General features: G+C 67.6%; 15 protein-coding genes. 7 read left to right on the top strand and 8 right to left on the bottom strand.

Annotated elements, in window-relative coordinates:
- Positions 1-14 precede the first annotated feature (14 nt).
- From MUU56_RS01300 to MUU56_RS01315, 4 genes are all read right to left on the bottom strand, one after another.
- The gene (locus MUU56_RS01300) at positions 15-509 is read right to left on the bottom strand and encodes a GNAT family N-acetyltransferase (protein WP_244765991.1); all 495 of its coding nucleotides are present in this window, start codon (positions 507-509) and stop codon (positions 15-17) included.
- Positions 509-2,335, bottom strand: a complete 1,827-nt coding sequence (gene glmS / locus MUU56_RS01305; protein WP_244765547.1) for a glutamine--fructose-6-phosphate transaminase (isomerizing) — start codon at positions 2,333-2,335, stop codon at positions 509-511. The genes MUU56_RS01300 and glmS overlap by 1 nt, the downstream gene beginning before the upstream one ends.
- A gap of 114 nt (positions 2,336-2,449) precedes the next feature.
- A complete protein-coding gene (gene glmU, locus MUU56_RS01310) occupies positions 2,450-3,823 on the bottom strand; it encodes a bifunctional UDP-N-acetylglucosamine diphosphorylase/glucosamine-1-phosphate N-acetyltransferase GlmU (RefSeq protein ID WP_244765548.1) in 1,374 nt (457 codons plus the stop codon).
- 145 nt (positions 3,824-3,968) lie between these two features.
- Positions 3,969-5,618 carry a Na/Pi cotransporter family protein gene (locus MUU56_RS01315; protein ID WP_244765549.1) on the bottom strand — a complete coding sequence of 550 codons (1,650 nt, stop codon included), beginning with the start codon at positions 5,616-5,618 and terminating at the stop codon, positions 3,969-3,971.
- Positions 5,619-5,899: 281 nt separating this feature from the next.
- Here MUU56_RS01315 and MUU56_RS01320 point away from each other — a divergent pair, with 281 nt between their 5' ends.
- The 6 genes from MUU56_RS01320 (at position 5,900) to lexA (ending at position 12,203) form a co-directional block, all read left to right on the top strand.
- Entirely contained in the window at positions 5,900-7,789 is a 1,890-nt protein-coding gene (locus MUU56_RS01320; protein WP_244765550.1) for a peptidylprolyl isomerase, read from the top strand.
- A 15-nt stretch (positions 7,790-7,804) separates the two neighbouring features.
- A complete protein-coding gene (gene trpD, locus MUU56_RS01325; RefSeq protein ID WP_244765551.1) occupies positions 7,805-8,827 on the top strand; it encodes an anthranilate phosphoribosyltransferase in 1,023 nt (340 codons plus the stop codon).
- A gap of 8 nt (positions 8,828-8,835) precedes the next feature.
- Positions 8,836-9,651, top strand: a complete 816-nt coding sequence (gene trpC, locus MUU56_RS01330; protein ID WP_244765552.1) for an indole-3-glycerol phosphate synthase TrpC — start codon at positions 8,836-8,838, stop codon at positions 9,649-9,651.
- 13 nt (positions 9,652-9,664) lie between these two features.
- Entirely contained in the window at positions 9,665-10,162 is a 498-nt protein-coding gene (moaC, locus tag MUU56_RS01335; RefSeq protein WP_244765553.1) for a cyclic pyranopterin monophosphate synthase MoaC, read from the top strand.
- On the top strand, positions 10,162-11,385 hold the full coding sequence (locus MUU56_RS01340; RefSeq protein ID WP_244765554.1) for a molybdopterin molybdotransferase MoeA: 1,224 nt from the start codon (positions 10,162-10,164) through the stop codon (positions 11,383-11,385). Before moaC ends, MUU56_RS01340 begins: the two co-directional genes overlap by 1 nt.
- Positions 11,386-11,483: 98 nt before the next feature.
- On the top strand, positions 11,484-12,203 hold the full coding sequence (lexA, locus tag MUU56_RS01345; RefSeq protein ID WP_244765555.1) for a transcriptional repressor LexA: 720 nt from the start codon (positions 11,484-11,486) through the stop codon (positions 12,201-12,203).
- Here lexA and MUU56_RS01350 read toward each other — a convergent pair.
- Together MUU56_RS01350 and MUU56_RS01355 are read right to left on the bottom strand one after the other, a co-directional pair.
- A complete protein-coding gene (locus tag MUU56_RS01350; protein WP_244765556.1) occupies positions 12,194-14,650 on the bottom strand; it encodes a ComEC/Rec2 family competence protein in 2,457 nt (818 codons plus the stop codon). The two genes, lexA and MUU56_RS01350, sit on opposite strands and share 10 nt — an antisense overlap.
- A 52-nt stretch (positions 14,651-14,702) precedes the next feature.
- A complete protein-coding gene (locus MUU56_RS01355; protein WP_244765557.1) occupies positions 14,703-14,909 on the bottom strand; it encodes a hypothetical protein in 207 nt (68 codons plus the stop codon).
- A 48-nt stretch (positions 14,910-14,957) separates the two neighbouring features.
- Between MUU56_RS01355 and gltA the strand changes: the two genes are divergently transcribed.
- Complete coding sequence (gene gltA / locus MUU56_RS01360; RefSeq protein ID WP_244765558.1) at positions 14,958-16,247, top strand: citrate synthase; 1,290 nt, start codon at positions 14,958-14,960, stop codon at positions 16,245-16,247.
- A gap of 29 nt (positions 16,248-16,276) precedes the next feature.
- Here the strand turns inward: gltA and lpxB are convergent, their stop codons facing one another.
- Together lpxB and MUU56_RS01370 are read right to left on the bottom strand one after the other, a co-directional pair.
- Entirely contained in the window at positions 16,277-17,455 is a 1,179-nt protein-coding gene (gene lpxB, locus MUU56_RS01365) for a lipid-A-disaccharide synthase (RefSeq protein WP_244765559.1), read from the bottom strand.
- Positions 17,452-18,330 (bottom strand): LpxI family protein, encoded by an 879-nt coding sequence (locus tag MUU56_RS01370; RefSeq protein ID WP_244765560.1) that lies wholly within the window; start codon positions 18,328-18,330, stop codon positions 17,452-17,454. The genes lpxB and MUU56_RS01370 overlap by 4 nt, the downstream gene beginning before the upstream one ends.
- Between the last annotated feature and the right edge of the window lies 1 nt (position 18,331).

Consider the following 18,331-nt stretch of genomic DNA (forward strand, 5'->3'; position numbering starts at 1 on the left):
GCGTGGGAGGCCACTCAGCCGTAGAAACCCGGATGATAGGAAACGGTTCCCCCGCCGTAAACCGGTGAAAACGCCACACGCATGAAATACTCCGGCGGCACGCCGTCGAGCGTCAGCTTCGGATCGGCCGCAAAGCCGAACCGGCCGTAATAGCCGGGATCGCCGAGCAGTACGCAACCGGCCGCGCCGAGAGCCTTGAGGCGCTGCAGCCCCTCCTCGACGAGCCGGCCGCCGATGCCCTCGCCCTGCCGGGACGGATCGACGGAAATCGGGCCGAGGCCGTACCAGTTTGCGCTGCCATCGGAAACCGTGACCGGCGAGAAGGCGACATGGCCGATAATCACGCCATCTGATTCCACCACCAGCGAGAGCGTCAGGGCGCCCGTGGCGCGCAGGCGGTCGATGATGACGTGCTCGGTGCCGTCGGCATGCGGCGCCGTCCTGAAGGCCGTTTCCGTCAGCGCGCGGATGGCGTTGACGTCATCGGGCCGTTCCGGGCGCAGAAAGATCATTCGACCGTCACGGATTTGGCGAGGTTGCGCGGCTGGTCGACATCCGTGCCCATGAAGACGGCGGTGTGATAGGCGAGAAGCTGGATGGGCAGCGAATAGATCATCGGCGCGATGATCTCGTCGACATTGGGCAGCACGATCGTCACCATGGTCTCGAGTTTCGAGGCGGCGGCGCCCTTCTCGTCGGTGATGAAGATGATGCGTCCGCCGCGCGCGGCGACTTCCTGCATGTTCGAGACGGTCTTTTCGAAGAAGCGGTCATGCGGGGCGATCACGATGACCGGCATGTTCTCGTCGATCAGCGCGATCGGCCCGTGCTTCAGCTCGCCTGCCGCGTAGCCCTCGGCATGGATATAGGAGATTTCCTTGAGCTTCAGCGCGCCCTCCATGGCCAGCGGATAGCTGGTGCCGCGGCCGAGATAGAGCACGTCCTTGCACTTGGAGAGGTCGCGCGACAGCTGCTCGATCGACTGCTGGATGGTGTTGAGCACGCTTGCCATGATGCGCGGCATCTCGGCGAGGTGGCGCACCAGCGTCTTCTCCTCCGCCTCGCTGATCGTGCCGCGCGCCCGGCCCGCGCCGACGGCGAGCGCGGCCAGCACGGCAAGCTGGCAGGTGAAGGCCTTCGTCGAGGCGACGCCGATCTCCGGGCCGGCGAGGATGGGGAAGACGGCGTCCGATTCGCGGGCGATCGTCGATTCCTTCGTGTTGACCACGGCGCCGATCTTGAGGCCGTTCTCCTTGCAGTAGCGCAGCGAGGCGAGCGTATCGGCCGTCTCACCGGACTGCGAGATGAAGAGCGCGGCGGAGGCCGGGTTCAGCGGGATCTCGCGATAGCGGAACTCCGAGGCGACGTCGATCTCGACCGGCAGGCGGGCATAGCGCTCGAACCAGTATTTGCCGACAAGGCCGGCAAGATAGGCCGTGCCGCAGGCGGAGATGGCAAGGCTCGGCACCTTGGCGAAGTCGATTTCCTCGGCGATCGGCCGCACCGTATGGGCGAGGAAATCGACGTAATGGCTGAGCGCGTGGGAGATCGCCTCCGGCTGCTCGTGGATTTCCTTCTCCATGAAGTGCCGGTGGTTGCCCTTGTCGACGAGGTAGGCGGCGGCCGACGAGATCTGGCGCGGGCGCTCGACGCGGTTGCCGTCGATGTCGAAGAGGAAGACGCCGTCGCGGCCGATCACCGCCCAGTCGCCGTCGACGAGATAGGTGATCTCGTTGGTGAAGGGAGCGAGCGCGATGGCGTCGGAGCCGAGGAACATCTCGCCGCGGCCATGGCCGATGGCGAGCGGCGGGCCGCTGCGGGCGGCCATGATGGTGGACGGGTCGTCCTGGAAGATCACCGCGAGCGCATAGGCGCCGGTGACGCGGCGCAGCATGGCGTGCATCGCCTCGCGCCGGCCGAGGCCGTCGCGGCGGTATTTCGCCACGAGCTGGGCGACGACTTCCGTGTCGGTCTGGGTGGTGAAGGTCGCGCCGCCGGCGGTGAGCTCGTCCTTCAGGTCCGAGAAGTTCTCGATGATGCCGTTGTGCACGACGGCGACGCCCTCGACGAAATGGGGATGGGCATTGGCCTCCGTCGGCGCGCCGTGCGTTGCCCAGCGGGTGTGGGCGATGCCGATCGTGCCGGCGAGCGGCTCCTCGGCGAGGCGCTTTTCGAGGTTGAAGAGCTTGCCCTCGGCGCGGCGGCGCACCAGCCTGCCGTCGACGATGGTGGCAACACCGGCCGAATCGTAGCCGCGGTATTCAAGGCGCTTCAGCGCATCGACGAGGCGACCGGCAACAGGCTGGGTTCCGACGATACCGACAATTCCGCACATGGGCCGCTCCGCAGGTTCGTTTCGTTCAACTCTATTCGTTTCGTAGTGGTTTTTTGCCGCAACGCAACACGGCGGCACTCACTTTCGATTGCAAGCGTTAATGCGGGCAGCAACCTATTCGGCCGCCTTCTTCCTGGCTGCCTTGGCCGCCTGGTTGCGCTCGCGGACGAGCACGGCCCTGCCCTCCTTGTTCTCCTGCCGGGCCCTTCCGAAGGCGACGGCATCGTCCGGCACATCCGTGGTGATGACGCTGCCCGACGCGACATAGGCGCCATCGCCGATCGAGACGGGCGCGACGAGCGACGAATTGGAGCCGATGAAGGCATTGGCGCCGATGCGGGTCAGGTGCTTGTTGATGCCGTCATAATTGCAGGTGATGGTGCCGGCGCCGATATTCGTCTTCTCGCCGATGATCGCATCGCCGATATAGGTCAGGTGGTTGACCTTGGCGCCCGCGCCGATCTCCGCCTGCTTCACCTCGCAGAAATTGCCGACCTTGGCACCCGCGCCGAGACGGGCGCCGGGCCTCAGGCGCGCATAGGGGCCGATCTCGGCGTCGGCCGATACATGCGCGCCCTCGATATACGAGAAGGAATGGATGACGGCACCCGATTCGACGGTGACGCCCGGGCCGAAGACGACGTTCGGCTCGATCGTCACGTCCTGGGCGATCCTGGTGTCGTAGGACAGGAAGACGGTCTCCGGCGCGATCATCGAGACGCCGTCCAGCATCATCTGGCGGCGGCGGCGCTGCTGCCAGAGCCGCTCGATGACGGCAAGCTCGGCGCGGGTGTTGCAGCCGGTCAGCTCCTCCTCGGGCGCCGCGACGGCTATCGCCCGCCCGCCGGTCGCGCGCACCACTTCGACGATGTCGGTGAGATAGTACTCGCCCTTGGCATTGGCGTTGCCGATGCGGCCGATGAGGTCGAGCGCCTTGCGTCCGTCGATCGCCATCAGGCCGCCGTTGCAATAGGTGATGGCGCGCTCGGCCTCGCTCGCGTCCTTCTGCTCGCGGATCGCCAGCAGTTCGCCGTTCTCCACGATCAGCCGGCCGTACCCGGTCGGGTCCGCCGCCTCGAAACCGATGACGACGACATCCGCGCCGCCGGCAAGGCCGGCACGGGCGGCCGTGAGCGGCGCCTCGGTGACGAGCGGCGTATCGCCGAAGATGACGAGCACGTCGTCATAGCCCTTCGCGATGGCCTCGCGCGCGGCCAGCACGGCATGGGCGGTGCCGAGCCGTTCGGTCTGGATGTGTACCGAGCTCGTCACCGCGGGGTTCTGCGCCGCCGCCTCGACCTTGTCGGCATCGCGGCCGAGCACCAGCGCGATATCGGAAATGCCGGCAGCGGCCAGCGCATCGACCACATGGGCGATCATCGGCCGGCCGGCCACGGGATGCAGCACCTTCGAGCGGGAGGACTTCATCCGGGTGCTTTCGCCGGCGGCCAGGATGACGGCCAGGCAGTTGCGCTTCGTTGCAATCATGAGAATCCTCGTTCACCCGAAATCGACGCCGTTCCTTAGCAAAAACGGGGCGGAGGAGACAAAGGGATTCCGCGGATGAGCGACAAAGGCCGCCCGCCCGTTCATGCGGAGAGCCACTCCACCCGGGCCGAAGCAGGAGGATTTCTCAGCTGGCGCTGCTGCGCAGGCGGCTTTCCGTCAGAAGCCCGCTCTCGTCGAGGATCGGATAGGCGACCGAGACGAGGTGGGCGTTGACGCGCTTCAGGTCGCGCAGCATGTCGAGATGCAGCGAACTCGTCTGGAGGCTGTCGAGCCGCCCGTCGCGCAGGCGCGCCAGATGCTTTTCGGAAGACTGCTTCTCCATCCGCCGCACATCCACCTTCACCTCGACGAGCTGGCGCGCCAGCCCCTCGTCGCGCGTGACGAAGATCGTCTGGGCGATGCGCAGGTTCTCGATCGTCAGGTTGAAGAGGTTGGCGAGCTCCTTGTAGCCGTCGTCGGAGAATTTCAGGCCGTTGGTGATCTTCTTGCGCACCTGCTCCTGCAGGCCCTTCTCGATGATGTCGCCGACATGCTCGAGGTTGATCGCATAGTCGATGATGACGATGGAGCGCGCCGCGCTTTCGCCGGTGATGCCCTGCCGGCCAAGGCGCGAGAGGTAGATCTTCACCTCCTGCTGCAGGGCGTCGACCTGCCGCTCCAGTTCGCCGACATCCTTCAGCGGCGCCAGGTTGTTGTCGTTGAACGCCCGCATCGTGCGGATCAGCATGGATTCGATGATGTCGCCGACGCGCAGGACCTCGCGCGTTGCGCCGGACAGCGCCACGACCGGGTTCGAAAGCGCGGAATCGTCGAGATATTTCGGCCCCGTCTCCGGCTGCTTTTCCTCCGGCACGAGCTTTTCCATCAGCTTGGAAAGCGGGCCGGACAGCGGCCAGAGGACGAGCGCCACCACGAGGTTGAACGCAAGGTGCACGTCGACGGGAAGCTTCGTGGCCGGGAGCGGCAGGAGGGCCAGCAGCTCGGCGACCTGCCCCGCGAAGGGCAGCACGGCAAGGCAGCCGACCCCGCGCACGAGGAGGTTTCCGAGCGTGACGCGGCGGGCCGAGGCGGCCGCCTTCAAGGTGGCGATGACCGGCGGCACGGCGCCCCCGAGATTGGCGCCGAGCACGAGGATCACCGTCAGGGCCGGCGACAGGATGCCCATCGCCGTCAGCGAGATGATGAGCACGACGACGGCGAGGCTGGAGGACGAGATGATGGCAAGGACCGTCGAGAACGCGAGCGCCACGGGCCAGGCGCCGTCGAGCAGCGTCAGGAAGGCGCCGAGCGCCGGAGACTGGCGCATCGGCTCGGTCGCAAGGCTGAGCAGGTGCAGCGACAAGAGCATCAGGCCGATGCCGACCAAAGCGGAGCCGAGGCCCTGCCGGGCGGTGGAACTGCTCGACTTGTAGAAGACGATGCCGATCAGGATGACGAGCGGGGAAATCGATTCGATGCCCGTCGCCACCAGCCAGGCCGTGACGGCCGTGCCGACATTGGCGCCGAGCAGCACGATCTGCGCCATGCGCGCCCTGACGAGGTTGCGCTCGACGAAGGAGGCGATCATCAGCGCCGTCGCCGTCGAGCTCTGCAGCGCGACGGTGGCGACGAAACCGGCGAAGAAGGAGCGGAACGGCCCGCGCGTGCCGAGCGCCAGGCCCGAGCGCAGCCGCACGCCGAAGGCGCGCGTCATGCCGTCCTTCACCTGTGCCAGGCCGAAGAGCAGCAGCGCGACCGCGCCGAAAAGATTGATCATGACGATCGTGGATTCCACGTTCTGCCCTCCTTCCGGCCGGTGGAAACGGGACTCACCGGCCTGATCGCGCATCCGAGCACGAAGTTTCGTATCGTGATAGGCCATTCTGGCGGTATTCCGTCAATAATTTCAGAAAACTTTTGTTTGCCGGCAAAATAAATCGGCACCGCCCCGCACATTTGCGCCGGACCCGGTTTTCCCATGCATCGCGCGCGCCGGGCGGACTTCAATTCCCGCGAACTTTCCGTTAAGAGACGATCTCCGGCCGCATGGCCGCCGTGATTGAGGAAATTTAGACGATGCTCGAAGCCCTGAGACGCGCCTCCCACACCTGGGTGGCAAAAGCCCTGCTGATCGTTCTGGTCGGTTCCTTCGCTGTCTGGGGCGTTTCGAGCTCTCTTATCACCGGCACGGCCAATTCCGTCGTCACGGTCGGCGATGTCAGCGTCTCGCCGACGGACTTCCGTCTGGCCTACGAGCGCCAGGTCGCGACCATGTCGCAGCGCTTCGGCATGCGGCTGAACGCCGAGCAGGCCCGCGCCTTCGGCATCGAGAATCAGGTTTTTGCCGAGCTCGTCGCGGGCGCCGCGCTCGACCAGCTGTCGCGCGACATGAATCTCGGCCTTTCCGAAGGCCGCCTCGCCCAGCTGATCGCCGACGATCCGGCCTTCCGCGGCGTCAACGGCCAGTTCGACCGCATGGCCTTCTCCGCAGTGCTGCGCAATGCCGGCCTCAGGGAGAACGACTACATCAACAACCGCAGCCAGGTGGCGATCCGCGCGCAGGTCGTCGAGGCGGTTTCCGACGGCTACAAGGCCCCGGAGGTGCTGACGGCGGCGCTGCGCCAGTACCGCAACGAGGCGCGCACCGTCGATTATCTCATCCTGAGCAATGCCAATATCGACCCCGTCAAGGCGCCGGGCGACGACGTGCTCGCCCCCTGGTTCGAGGAGAACAAGGCCAAGTACCGCGCGCCGGAATACCGCAAGGTCGTCTATGTCTCGCTCGAGCCGAAGGACATCGTCGACACGGCCGCGATCACCGACGAGGCGCTGCGGGCCGACTATGAGAAGAACAAGGAAAAATACCGCACGCCGGCCACCCGCACGATCGAGCAGCTGACCTTTGCCGACCGCGCCAGCGCGGACGCCGCCGCCGCCAAGCTCGCCTCCGGCACGACCTTCGACGCCATCGTCGCCGAACAGGGCAAGACGGCCGCCGACGTCCTGCTCGGCGATTTCACCGAGGCGAACGTCCCGGACCAGAAGTTCGCCGCTCCCGCCTTCGCCGTCGCCGAGAACGGCGGCACGACGCCGGTCATCGACGGCACGTTCGGCCCGATCATCCTGCGCGTGACGAACATCCGCCCGGAAAACGTCAAGACCTTCGACGAGGTGAAGGAGGAGCTGCGCAACGAGCTGGCGCTGAGCGAGGCCGCCGACGGCATCCTCGCCGTGCACGACCGGCTGGAAGACGCGCGCGCCGAGGGCCTCGGCCTTGCGGAAGCCGCCGCCAAGAACAACCTCAAGGCCGTGACGATCGACGCGATCGACGCCCAGGGCAACGACCAAAAGGGCGAGGAGATCGACGGCCTGCCCGAAAAGGCCACCCTCCTCGGCGAGGTCTTCAAGACGGATGTCGGCACGGAAACGCAGCCGATCAATGTCGGCCGCGAGGGCTATGCCTGGTTCGAGGTGCTCGACGTGATCCCGGACCGCGACCGCACGCTCGACGAAGTGCGCGAACGCGCGGTTGCCGACTGGACCGCCGAGCAGCAGCGCCAGACGCTCGCCAAGAAGGCGGAAGAGCTGGCCGAGCGCGTGCGCAAGGGCGGCGACCTTGCCGCCATCGCCGGCGAGCTCGGCATGGCCGTGGAGAACAAGACGGGCCTCAACCGCGGCGCCCAGGATCCGGTGCTGAGCCCGGCGGCCGTCGCCGCAGCCTTCGCCGGTCCCGTCGGCCATGTCGCCAACACGCCCGGCGTCGACGGCGAGGGCCAGATCCTGCTGAAGGTGACGGACGTGAACGCCGAGACCGCCACCGACGCGCTTTCCGGCGACGAGCAGCAGATCGCCGCCGTCGCGCGCGCCAGCGGCGACGACATCCTCGACCAGATGGTGAGCGCCCTGCAGGCCTCCTACGGCGTCTCGATCAACCGCACGCTCGCCGAGCAGAGCATCGCGCGATAGGGAGACGGGAACCGCATGTCCGACCTGAAACCCTATATCGCCAAGGTCGCCGGGGGCGCGACACTGGATCGCGAGGACGCCCGCGGCGCCTTCGAGATCATCATGTCCGGCGCCGCCACGCCCTCGCAGATCGGCGGCTTCCTGATGGCGCTGCGCGTGCGTGGCGAGACCGTCGACGAGATCTACGGCGCCGTCGGCTCGATGCGCGCCCGCATGCTGCCGGTCGATGTTCCCGCCGACGCGATCGACATCGTCGGCACGGGCGGCGACGGGGCCGGCACCTACAACATCTCGACGCTCGCGGCGATCATCGTCGCGGGCGCCGGCGTTCCGGTCGCCAAGCACGGCAACCGGGCGCTGAGCTCGAAATCGGGCACGGCGGACGCCCTCTCCTGCCTCGGCGTCAAGCTGGACATCGGCCCTGCGGAAATCGCGCGCTGCGTGCACGATGCCGGCCTCGGCTTCATGTTCGCCCAACTGCACCATCCCGCCATGAAGCATGTCGGCCCGTCGCGCGTCGAACTCGGCACGCGCACGATCTTCAACCTGCTCGGCCCGCTCTCCAATCCCGGCAGCGTCAAGCGCCAGCTCCTCGGCGTCTTCTCGCCGCACTGGCTGCTGCCGATCGCCGAGGTGATGCGCGACCTCGGCTCGGAAAGCATCTGGGTGGTGCATGGCGAAGGCCTCGACGAGATCACCACGACGGGCACCACCCGGGTCGCCGCCCTCGAGGACGGCAAGATCCGCACCTTCGAGCTGACGCCTGCCGATTTCGGCCTGCCCCAGGTGGCGCTCGATGACCTGCGCGGCGGCGACGGCGCGCACAATGCGGCCGCCCTCCTCTCCGTGCTCGGCGGCGCGCACATGCCCTACCGGGACATTTCGCTCGCCAATGCCGCAGCCTCGCTGGTCGTCGCCGGCAAGGCGGAGACGCTGAAGGACGGCATGCGGCTTGCCGTCGAAGCGCTGGAAAGCGGCCGCGCCTGCACCGTGCTGGAACGCCTTGTCGCGGTTTCCAACGAAGGCAAGGCGGAGTAGGATTGTCCATGACCGATATCCTGAAGAAGATCGAGGCCTACAAGCTGGAGGAGATCGCCGCCGCCAAGGCACGCGTTTCCCCCGCCGAGCTTCGCGCCCGCATCCGCGACCAGGAGCCGCCGCGCGGCTTCTTCGCCAGCCTCAAGGCGAAGAAGGCCGAGGGCCGCTTCGGCCTCATCGCCGAGATCAAGAAGGCAAGTCCCTCCAAGGGCCTCATCCGGCCGGATTTCGATCCGCCGGCGCTGGCGAAGGCCTACGAGGCCGGCGGTGCCGCCTGCCTTTCCGTGCTCACGGACACGCCGAGCTTCCAGGGCGCGCCGGAATTCCTGACGGCGGCGCGTGCGGCCTGTGGCCTGCCGGCGCTGCGCAAGGATTTCATGTTCGACAGCTACCAGGTGCTGGAGGCGCGCGCCTGGGGCGCCGACTGCATCCTCCTCATCATGGCCTCGCTCGGCGACGACGACGCGAAGAGGCTGGAGGACGCCGCCTTCTCGCTCGGCATGGACGTGCTGATCGAGGTGCACGACGCGCCGGAAATGGAGCGCGCGCTGAAGCTCAAGTCCAAGCTCGTCGGCATCAACAACCGCAATCTGCGCACCTTCGAGGTGGATCTCGCCGTGTCTGAAAAGCTCGCCGGCATGGTGCCCGAGGACCGGCTGCTGGTCGGCGAGAGCGGCATCTTCACCCATGCGGATTGCGAACGGCTCGGCAAGGCCGGCATCTCCACTTTCCTCGTCGGCGAGAGCCTGATGCGCAAGGACGATGTGGCGGCGGCGACCCGCGAGCTCCTGACCGGCTCCGCCGGCATGCTGGCGGCGGAATGATGGCGGTCGCGCAATGACGGGCGAGGCCCGCACGCTCACCCATATCGACGCCGCCGGGCAAGCCAGCATGGTGGATGTCGGCGACAAGGCAGAGACGGTGCGCGTTGCAAGAGCCGAAGGCTTCGTCCGCATGGCGCCGGCGACGCTGGAGCTCATCCTTAGCGGCAATGCCAAGAAGGGCGACGTGATCGGCACGGCGCGCCTTGCCGGCATCATGGGCGCCAAGCAGACCGCCAGCCTCATCCCGCTCTGCCATCCGCTGATGCTGACCAAGGTGGCCGTGGAGATCTTCGAGGACCGCGCCCTGCCGGGCCTGCGCGTCGAGGCGATGGCCAAGCTCACCGGCCGCACCGGTGTCGAGATGGAGGCGCTCACGGCCGTCAGCGTCGCCTGCCTCACCATCTACGACATGGCCAAGGCCGCCGACCGCGAAATGGAGATAAGCGGCATCCGCCTCGTCGAAAAATCCGGCGGACGCTCCGGCGACTACCGGCGCGGAGACGCCGGCTGATGTCCCTCCTCAGCGTCGCGGACGCCCTCGACCGCCTGCTTTCCGCCGCCCGGCCGACGCGGCGGACGGAGACGGTTGGGCTGCACGAGGCCGACGGCCGCGTGCTCGCCGAAGACATCGCCGCGCGGCTGACGCAGCCGCCCTTCGACAATTCCGCCATGGACGGCTATGCGGTGCGCCATGCGGACATCGCCGTGCTCGGCTCCGTCCTGTCGGTCGTCGGCCTCTCCTCGGCCGGCCATGCCTTCGAGGGCATCGCGGCGCCCGGCGAGGCGGTGCGCATCTTCACCGGCGCCCCGCTGCCGGCCTTCGCCGATACCGTTCTGCTGCAGGAAGATGCCGCGGTGCTGGAAGACGGCCGCATCCGCACAACCTTCCTTACCCCGAAGGGCCGCCACATCCGTCCCCGCGGCCAGGATTTTTCCGAGGGCGAGGTCGTCCTGAAGTCCGGCGACATGCTCGATGCCGGCCGGCTGACCGTGGCGGCGGCGATGAACCACCCCGTCTTGCCGGTCTATGCCCGCCCCCGCATCGCCCTGCTCGCCACCGGCGACGAGCTCGTCCCGCCCGGCACGCCGCCCGGCGCCAGCCAGATCATCGCCTCCAACACCTACGGCGTCGCCGCCCTCGCCCGGGAGGCCGGCGCCGAGGTGATCGACCTCGGCATCGTTCGCGACGACAGGCAGGCGCTGCTGGAGGCCGTGCGCCACGCGCTGACGCAGGATATCGACGTGCTCGTCACGCTCGGCGGCGCCTCCGTCGGGGATTTCGACCTCGTGCAGCCCGTGCTCGGCGAGGCGGGCATGGAACTCGATTTCTGGCGCATCGCCATGCGCCCGGGAAAACCCCTGATGGTCGGCCGGCTCGGCGCGGTCCAGGTGGTGGGCCTGCCCGGCAATCCCGTTTCGAGCCTCGTCTGCTCGCATCTCTTCCTCGCCCCCCTCGTGCGCCGCCTCGCCCGCCTGCCGGCGAAAGACCGGCAACATCCGGCCGTCGCGGCCGTGCCGCTCAGGGAGAACGACCACCGGCAGGACTATGTCCGCGCGCGCATCGCCCGCGGCCCCGCCGGCGAACTGCTCGTCACGCCCCTCGACAAGCAGGAATCCTCGATGATGAAGGCCTTCGCCGTCTCCGAAGGCCTGCTCGTGCGCCCGCCCCACGCCCCGGCGGCCCCGGCGGGCACGCCCTGCACGGTTCTTCTCCTGCGCGAACCTGCCGCCTGAACAGTACTATTATTGTTTCAGCAACCCCTTGCGGAACACATATGGAACAGATAGTGTCTGTTCTGGATTTGTTTCACACGATTCTCGGTGGAGGGGCCATGCTCACGCGCAAACAACAGGAACTTCTCCTGTTCATTCATGAACGGATGAAGGAGTCCGGCATTCCCCCCTCCTTCGACGAGATGAAGGATGCGCTGGATCTCGCCTCCAAGTCCGGCATCCACCGCCTCATCACGGCGCTGGAGGAGCGCGGCTTCATCCGGCGCCTGCCGAACCGGGCCCGCGCGCTGGAGGTGATCAAGCTCCCCGAGGCCTATACCCAGAGCCTGCAGCCGCGCCGCGGCTTTTCGCCGGCGGTCATCGAGGGCAGCCGCGGCAAGCAGGCCCCGGCCGCCGCCCCGCCGCAGCGCACGCCGATCGCGGAGATCCCGTCTTCCGTCTCCGTACCGGTCATGGGCCGCATCGCCGCCGGCGTGCCGATCTCCGCCATCCAGAACAACACGCATGACATCACCGTGCCGGCCGAGATGATCGGCAACGGCGAGCACTATGCGCTGGAGGTCAAGGGCGACTCGATGATCGAGGCCGGCATTCTCGACGGCGACACGGTCATCATCCGCAATGCCAGCAGCGCCAATCCCGGTGAAATCATCGTGGCGCTTGTCGACGACGAGGAGGCGACCTTGAAGCGCTTCCGCCGCAAGGGCGCGTCCATCGCGCTCGAAGCGGCAAACCCAGCCTACGAGACCCGCATCTTCGGGCCGGACCGCGTGAAGATCCAGGGCAAGCTGGTCGGCCTCATCCGCCGCTACAACTGATCTTTCGGAAGATCGAAGGTGCCGCTGCGCCAGTCATAGGTGCGATGGCGGGACCACGGCCGGTTTAGGCTTTCGACGGCCGGCGTGATATCGGCCCCGGAGAGAGCGCCGGATGCGCCCTCAGGATCCGGCCGGATCTCGAGGGCGCCGGTTCGCCTCAGATGACGCGCCGTCACCAGGCGGGCGCCCGAACGGCAGACCTCCAGCCGGAGGGCAAAGGGAACGACGACGAGATCGGCGGCGTCGCAGGCCGTGCCCAGGAAGGCGACGTCGTCGAGGGTGACGATCCGCCAGCCGCTCGGCGAGACGGCGGCGCAGAATGCCTTTGCCTCGCAGACGAAATTGTCGCCCTCTCTCGCCGCCGTGAAAGCCGCGGCCATGGCGTCCCTCGCCTTTTGCCGGTCGGCCTTGCGCCGGGGCCGTTTCCGGTCTCCGGTTGCGCCGGACGGCTCGCCCGTTTCCTCGATAGTCAATCCCGCGCTCCGTCGGATGTCCGGTTTTGCAAGATCGCCGAGCCGGAGGGCGCGCCGCCACTGCGCATAGATGAAGTCCGGCGGCCGCGCGCGGTTCGTCGCGACGGTTTCGCCACGAAGGATGGCGACGAGACGGCCGTCCTCCGACACCAGCGCCTCCGGCGCATCGCGTCCGGCCGGCCAGCAGGCGATGGCGAGGCCGAGGCCGGCGAGCAGCGTTCCCGCATGGCGCAGCCGCGTGCGCAGGATGCAGACAAGGCCGCCGCCGAGGCCGACCAGCAGGAAGGCGGCGGGCGCAATGCGGCCGGTGACGATCTCGCCCTTCCAGCTCGCGACCCATGTCGAAAGGGCGATCATCCACTCGATGCCCTTGCCCATGATCGCGAAAGGCACCGCATCGAGGCCGAGGGGCATCAAGAGCACGGCGACGAGACCGAAGGGCATGACGACGGCGCTGATGACGGGCATGGCGAGCAGGTTGCCGGCCAGCCCGTAGGCCGGGATGCGGTGGAAGTGGCCGATGGAATAGATCAGGGTCGAGAACCCGCCGATCAGCGAGGACAGCATGAGCCCGCCGAAGAAGCGGCCGAGCGCACCGCCGAAGAGTTTCAGGCGCCCTCCCCCGTCCTCCCGCCGGACGGGGCGTTCGCGCCAGGCCGCATAGCCGGCGACGAGCCCGAGCGTCGCCGCATAGGACATCTGGAAGCCGGGATTGGTGACGGCGGACGGCGTCGCGACCAGGATGAGGATCGCCGAAAGTGCCACGTTGCGCAGGCTGATCGCGGACCGGCCGAACAGCACAGCGACCAGCATGACGCAGATCATGATCCAGGAACGCACGGCGGAGATCGCGCCGCCCGAGACGAGGATGTAGAGCGTCACCATGACGAGCGCCCCGGCGGCGGCGATCTTCTTGGCGGGATAACGCTCGGAGAAGCCCGGGATCAACGCCATCACGACGCGCGCGCCGACGAGGAAGGTGCCGGCGGCCAGCACCATGTTGAGCCCGGAAATGGCGAGCACATGGGCAAGCCCGGCCTGCCGCAGCGCCTCCACCGTCTCCACGCCGATCGCCCGCTGCTCGGCCGTCACCAGGGCCGCGGCGATCGCCCCGGCATCGCCTCCAATGCGGCCGCGGATGTGCTCGGTGAGGTTGTTGCGCCATGTGGCGATCTCCTGCCGGATCCGGTCGGCAAGCCCCGGATCGGCCACCGCGGCCGTGCCCGGCGCGCGGTAGAAATAGCCGACCGCCCCGGTGCCGGCGAAATACGCGTCGAAGGCGAAGTCGTTGAGACCCGAAAGCGCCGGGCCGGAGGGCGGCCCGAGCCGGGCGCGCCCGGTTATGCCGCCGCCGATCGGGATCGGCGCGTGCCGGCTGCGGGCCAGCAGCGTCACCACGGCGGGTTGCCGCTTCAGCACGGGATCGCGCGTCGCATCGAGCGCGATGCGATAACGGATCGCGCCGCGTTCATCGCTTTCGCGCGAGAGCACGCGGCCACGGATCTCGGTGGTGACCGGCGCGTCGAGGATGACCGTGCCGAGCCGGGCGCTTTCAAGCGCGGCCAGCAGCATGCCGGCGGGAACGAGAAACGCCGCGGCGGCCACAAGCGCGACCCAGTCTTCCCGGTGGCGCAGGCGCCAGGCCGGCCAGAAGGCGAGTGAGGCGGAGAGGAGCATGGCAAGAAGCGGCGGATCGGAGGCGACGGCAAACCAGAAAGCGGCCCCGGCGCCGAGAAAGACCGGAACGAAGAGGAAGAAGTGGCCGTGGGCGCGCTCCTCCGCAAGGGCGGCCGCGCCCGCCTGCCGCGCGGCAGGCGCGCCCCGGAGACGCATTGCCGCGTGCCGCATGCCGGAAAACACGGACCCGTTGCGCGGCCCGTAAACCGGGGTCGGCAGGCGGGCGCCATCAGGCACCGCCCGCCAGGCATCGGCCTCGGGCACTTCCCGCCGTTCTGCGACGTCGGCTTTCTCCATGATCGCGGCCCCGCCCGTCCGGACCTCATCATGCAATCGAACGGAAGAATATTCAATCAGCAGTAGCCGCCGCAGATGCTAAGCCAAACAGAAAGGATGCCACCTCCGCATTTAATGAAACACGCGCAAAAGTTGCTTGAAACTTGTTGGAAAGGGTAGATATTGCGTTGCCGGAAAGCCTGTTTTCGCAATGCACAATTTGCCTTTGGTCTCGCTTGGCATGCAAACGCAAATGGGCTAGCAAAACGAGCATGTTCATGGTTCCGGCACAACCTCGTGCCGCCATTGGAAACAACGGAGGATCGTTATGACAGGAACAAGCGCGGGTGTGTCGATCGGTGACAAGACAGTCGAATTGCCGACCCGGTCCGGTACGATCGGCCCCGATGTGATCGACATCGGCACGCTGTACAAGAATACAGGCGCCTTCACCTACGACCCCGGCTTCACCTCCACCGCCTCCTGCGAGTCGAAGATCACCTATATCGATGGCGACGAAGGCGTGTTGCTGCACCGCGGCTACCCGATCGAGCAGCTGGCCGAACACGGCGACTTCCTCGAAGTCTGCTATCTTCTGTTGTACGGCGAGCTGCCGACCAAGGCCCAGAAGGACGATTTCGACTACCGCGTCACGCACCACACCATGGTGCACGAGCAGATGAGCCGCTTCTTCACCGGCTTTCGCCGCGACGCGCACCCGATGGCCGTCATGTGCGGCTGTGTCGGCGCGCTGTCGGCCTTCTACCACGACTCCACCGACATCACCGATCCGCACCAGCGCATGGTCGCCTCGCTGCGCATGATCGCCAAGATGCCGACGATCGCCGCCATGGCCTACAAGTACCATATCGGCCAGCCCTTCGTTTACCCGAAGAACGACCTCGACTACGCGTCGAACTTCCTGCGCATGTGTTTTGCCGTGCCGTGCGAGGACTATGTGGTGAACCCGGTGCTGTCGCGCGCCATGGACCGCATCTTCATCCTGCATGCCGACCACGAGCAGAACGCCTCCACCTCGACGGTGCGCCTCGCCGGCTCCTCCGGCGCCAACCCCTTCGCCTGCATCGCGGCCGGCATCGCCTGCCTCTGGGGCCCGGCCCATGGCGGCGCGAACGAAGCCGCGCTCAACATGCTCGCCGAAATCGGCTCGGTCGAGCGTATTCCGGAATATGTCGCCAAGGCGAAGGACAAGAACGATCCGTTCCGCCTGATGGGCTTCGGCCACCGCGTCTACAAGAACTACGACCCGCGCGCCCGCATCATGCAGAAGACGACGCACGAGGTTCTCGGCGAGCTCGGCATCAAGGACGATCCGATGCTGGAAGTCGCCATGGAGCTGGAGCGTATCGCGCTGACGGACGACTACTTCATCGAGAAGAAGCTCTATCCGAACATCGACTTCTATTCCGGCATCACGCTGAAGGCGCTGGGCTTCCCCACCACCATGTTCACCGTGCTCTTCGCGCTCGCCCGCACGGTCGGCTGGATCGCCCAGTGGAACGAGATGATCGAAGACCCGGAACAGCGCATCGGCCGTCCGCGCCAGCTCTATGTCGGCGCTCCGAAGCGCGACTATATCCCCGTCTCCAAGCGCTGATCTCAGCAGATATCCATGAAAAAGCCCGGTCAGTTTCGACCGGGCTTTTTTGTTGTAAGAAGATCGAGGATGACCGCCGCGCCGGTCTCGCCGGGCGGCCTTCCGGTCTGCATGCGTTCGTGCACGAGGTCGTAGCCTTCCAGCATGGCGCGGCGCTGCATCGTCTCCTGCGAAAGCCGCTCGAACCAGCGGGTCAGGCTGCCGGGGCGCACCATGTCGTTCAGGTATTCCGGCACGACGGCATAGTCGGCGATGATGTTGGGGATCGCCGCCGTCCAGATTCTCACCTTGCCGAGGAAGAGGTTGGCGAGCCAGTCGAAACGATAGGTCGAGACGACCGGCACGCGGGCGAGCGCCAGTTCGAGGATGACGGTGCCGGATGCCGCAATCGCCGCATCGGCCTCGGTGAAGGCCTGCCACTTCTGCGCGGCGGACACGGTGATCTGCGGCTTCACCGGCCAGTCCGCCGTCAGCTTTCGCACCAGCGCTTCCTGCCGCGGCACGGTGGGCAGGAGGAAGCGCGTGCCGGGGTTTCGCGCGGTGATCTCCCGTGCGGCCTCGCCGAAGACCGGCAGCAGGCGGGTGATTTCGGTGCCGCGCGAGCCGGGAAGCAGCAGGCAGACGCGCTCGCCGGGCGCCCGCTCGGCGCGGGCAAGGCGCGCGGCGCGGATGTGCCGGATATCGGGATCGCCGATCAGCCGGTGGCCGACATAGGTCGTCGCCGGGCCGCCGAGCCGCTCCATCACGGCCGGCTCGAACGGCAGGAGGGCGAGGACGTGGTCGACATAGGCGCGCATGCGCGGCGCGCGCTCTTCCTTCCAGGCCCAGACGCTCGGGCAGACATAGTTGACGACCGGCAGGTCCGGCAGTGCCTTGCGCACACGGCGCGCCACGCGGTGGGTGAAGTCCGGGCTGTCGATGATAACAAGCGCGTCCGGTCGCGCGGCGATCAGGGCATCGGCCGTCTGGCGAATGCGGCGGATGAGCGATGGCAGGCGTTTCAGCACCTGCGAGATTCCCATGATGGAGAGTTCGGAGAAATCGAACAGGGATTGAAGCCCCTGCCGCTCCAGTGCCTCGCCGCCGACGCCGACGAGCGCGACCGGGCCGGCATGGGCAACCCGCAAGGCCGCGATCAGGTCGCCGCCGAGGAGATCGCCGGAAATCTCGCCGGCAACGACGCCGATCGTCAGGGGTCTTTCCGTCATTGCCGCATCTCCGCCCTGTCCGGCACGATGCCGGTCACGAACAGGCCGTTCGCATCCGCTTCGGCAACGAGCGCCGCGCGCTCCAGCACCAGCGAGCGCCCCGCCTCCACCGCAATCCCCGCTAGGCCGGCGGCGCGGGCGCGGCGCAGGGTTTCCACGCCGATCGACGGCAGGTCGGCGCGCAGGTCCTGCTCCGGCTTGCAGAGCTTGACGAGCACGCCCTTGCGGCGCGCGGAGATGCGCCCGGCCGCGCGCAGGCCCGCCACCCGCTCCAGCATCGCATCCGTGCCCTCCGCCCCCTCCAGCGCCACCACGCGCCCGCCGAGCGCGACGGCGCCCTGCCCCACGTCGAGGCGGCCGAGCGCCAGCGCCGCGGCGGCGGCGGCGGCGATATCGGCCTCGGCGGCCGCATCCGGGGCGACGGCGCCGAGCGGGCCTTCGCTGCCGAGCAGGTCCGGCACGATGTTATGCGCGCCGACGACACGCACCCCCTCGGCCTCGATCAGCCGGATGACCATCTTCAGCACCGCATCGTCGCCGCCCTTCAGCAGGGTGCGGATGATGGAGGGCACGGCGGCAAGGGCCTTCAGCGGCGCATGGATGTCCCGCCATTCCGGCCGGCGCCGGACGGAGCCCGACAGCACGGCCCGGCCGATGCCCTTCGCCCGGAAGGCTGCGCCGATGCCGGCATAGTTGCCGATGGAGATGACCTGGTGCTCGAAGCCGGACCAGTCCGGGCTGGCTTCGTCGCGCAGCGCCAGGATGTAGGGATCCTCGCCACGGGCGCGGGCCGCATCCGCGACATAGCGCGGCAGGAGGCCTCCGCCGGCGATGATGGCCAGCCGGTCGCGCGCGAGGGGCCGGCTGTCCGCCATG

The sequence above is a fragment of the Shinella yambaruensis genome, assembly GCF_022899355.1.
GTDB classification, from domain to species: domain Bacteria; phylum Pseudomonadota; class Alphaproteobacteria; order Rhizobiales; family Rhizobiaceae; genus Shinella; species Shinella yambaruensis.

Excerpts from the sequence above, each read along its gene's own strand:
- glmS (WP_244765547.1), bottom strand. The coding sequence starts at position 2,335 with ATGTGCGGAATTGTCGGTATCGTCGGAACCCAGCCTGTTGCCGGTCGC.
- glmU (WP_244765548.1), bottom strand. The coding sequence starts at position 3,823 with ATGATTGCAACGAAGCGCAACTGCCTGGCCGTCATCCTGGCCGCCGGC.
- MUU56_RS01320 (WP_244765550.1), top strand. The coding sequence starts at position 5,900 with ATGCTCGAAGCCCTGAGACGCGCCTCCCACACCTGGGTGGCAAAAGCC.
- trpD (WP_244765551.1), top strand. The coding sequence starts at position 7,805 with ATGTCCGACCTGAAACCCTATATCGCCAAGGTCGCCGGGGGCGCGACA.
- trpC (WP_244765552.1), top strand. The coding sequence starts at position 8,836 with ATGACCGATATCCTGAAGAAGATCGAGGCCTACAAGCTGGAGGAGATC.
- moaC (WP_244765553.1), top strand. The coding sequence starts at position 9,665 with ATGACGGGCGAGGCCCGCACGCTCACCCATATCGACGCCGCCGGGCAA.
- MUU56_RS01340 (WP_244765554.1), top strand. The coding sequence starts at position 10,162 with ATGTCCCTCCTCAGCGTCGCGGACGCCCTCGACCGCCTGCTTTCCGCC.
- lexA (WP_244765555.1), top strand. The coding sequence starts at position 11,484 with ATGCTCACGCGCAAACAACAGGAACTTCTCCTGTTCATTCATGAACGG.
- MUU56_RS01350 (WP_244765556.1), bottom strand. The coding sequence starts at position 14,650 with ATGGAGAAAGCCGACGTCGCAGAACGGCGGGAAGTGCCCGAGGCCGAT.
- MUU56_RS01355 (WP_244765557.1), bottom strand. The coding sequence starts at position 14,909 with ATGAACATGCTCGTTTTGCTAGCCCATTTGCGTTTGCATGCCAAGCGA.
- gltA (WP_244765558.1), top strand. The coding sequence starts at position 14,958 with ATGACAGGAACAAGCGCGGGTGTGTCGATCGGTGACAAGACAGTCGAA.
- lpxB (WP_244765559.1), bottom strand. The coding sequence starts at position 17,455 with ATGACGGAAAGACCCCTGACGATCGGCGTCGTTGCCGGCGAGATTTCC.
- MUU56_RS01370 (WP_244765560.1), bottom strand. The coding sequence starts at position 18,330 with ATGGCGGACAGCCGGCCCCTCGCGCGCGACCGGCTGGCCATCATCGCC.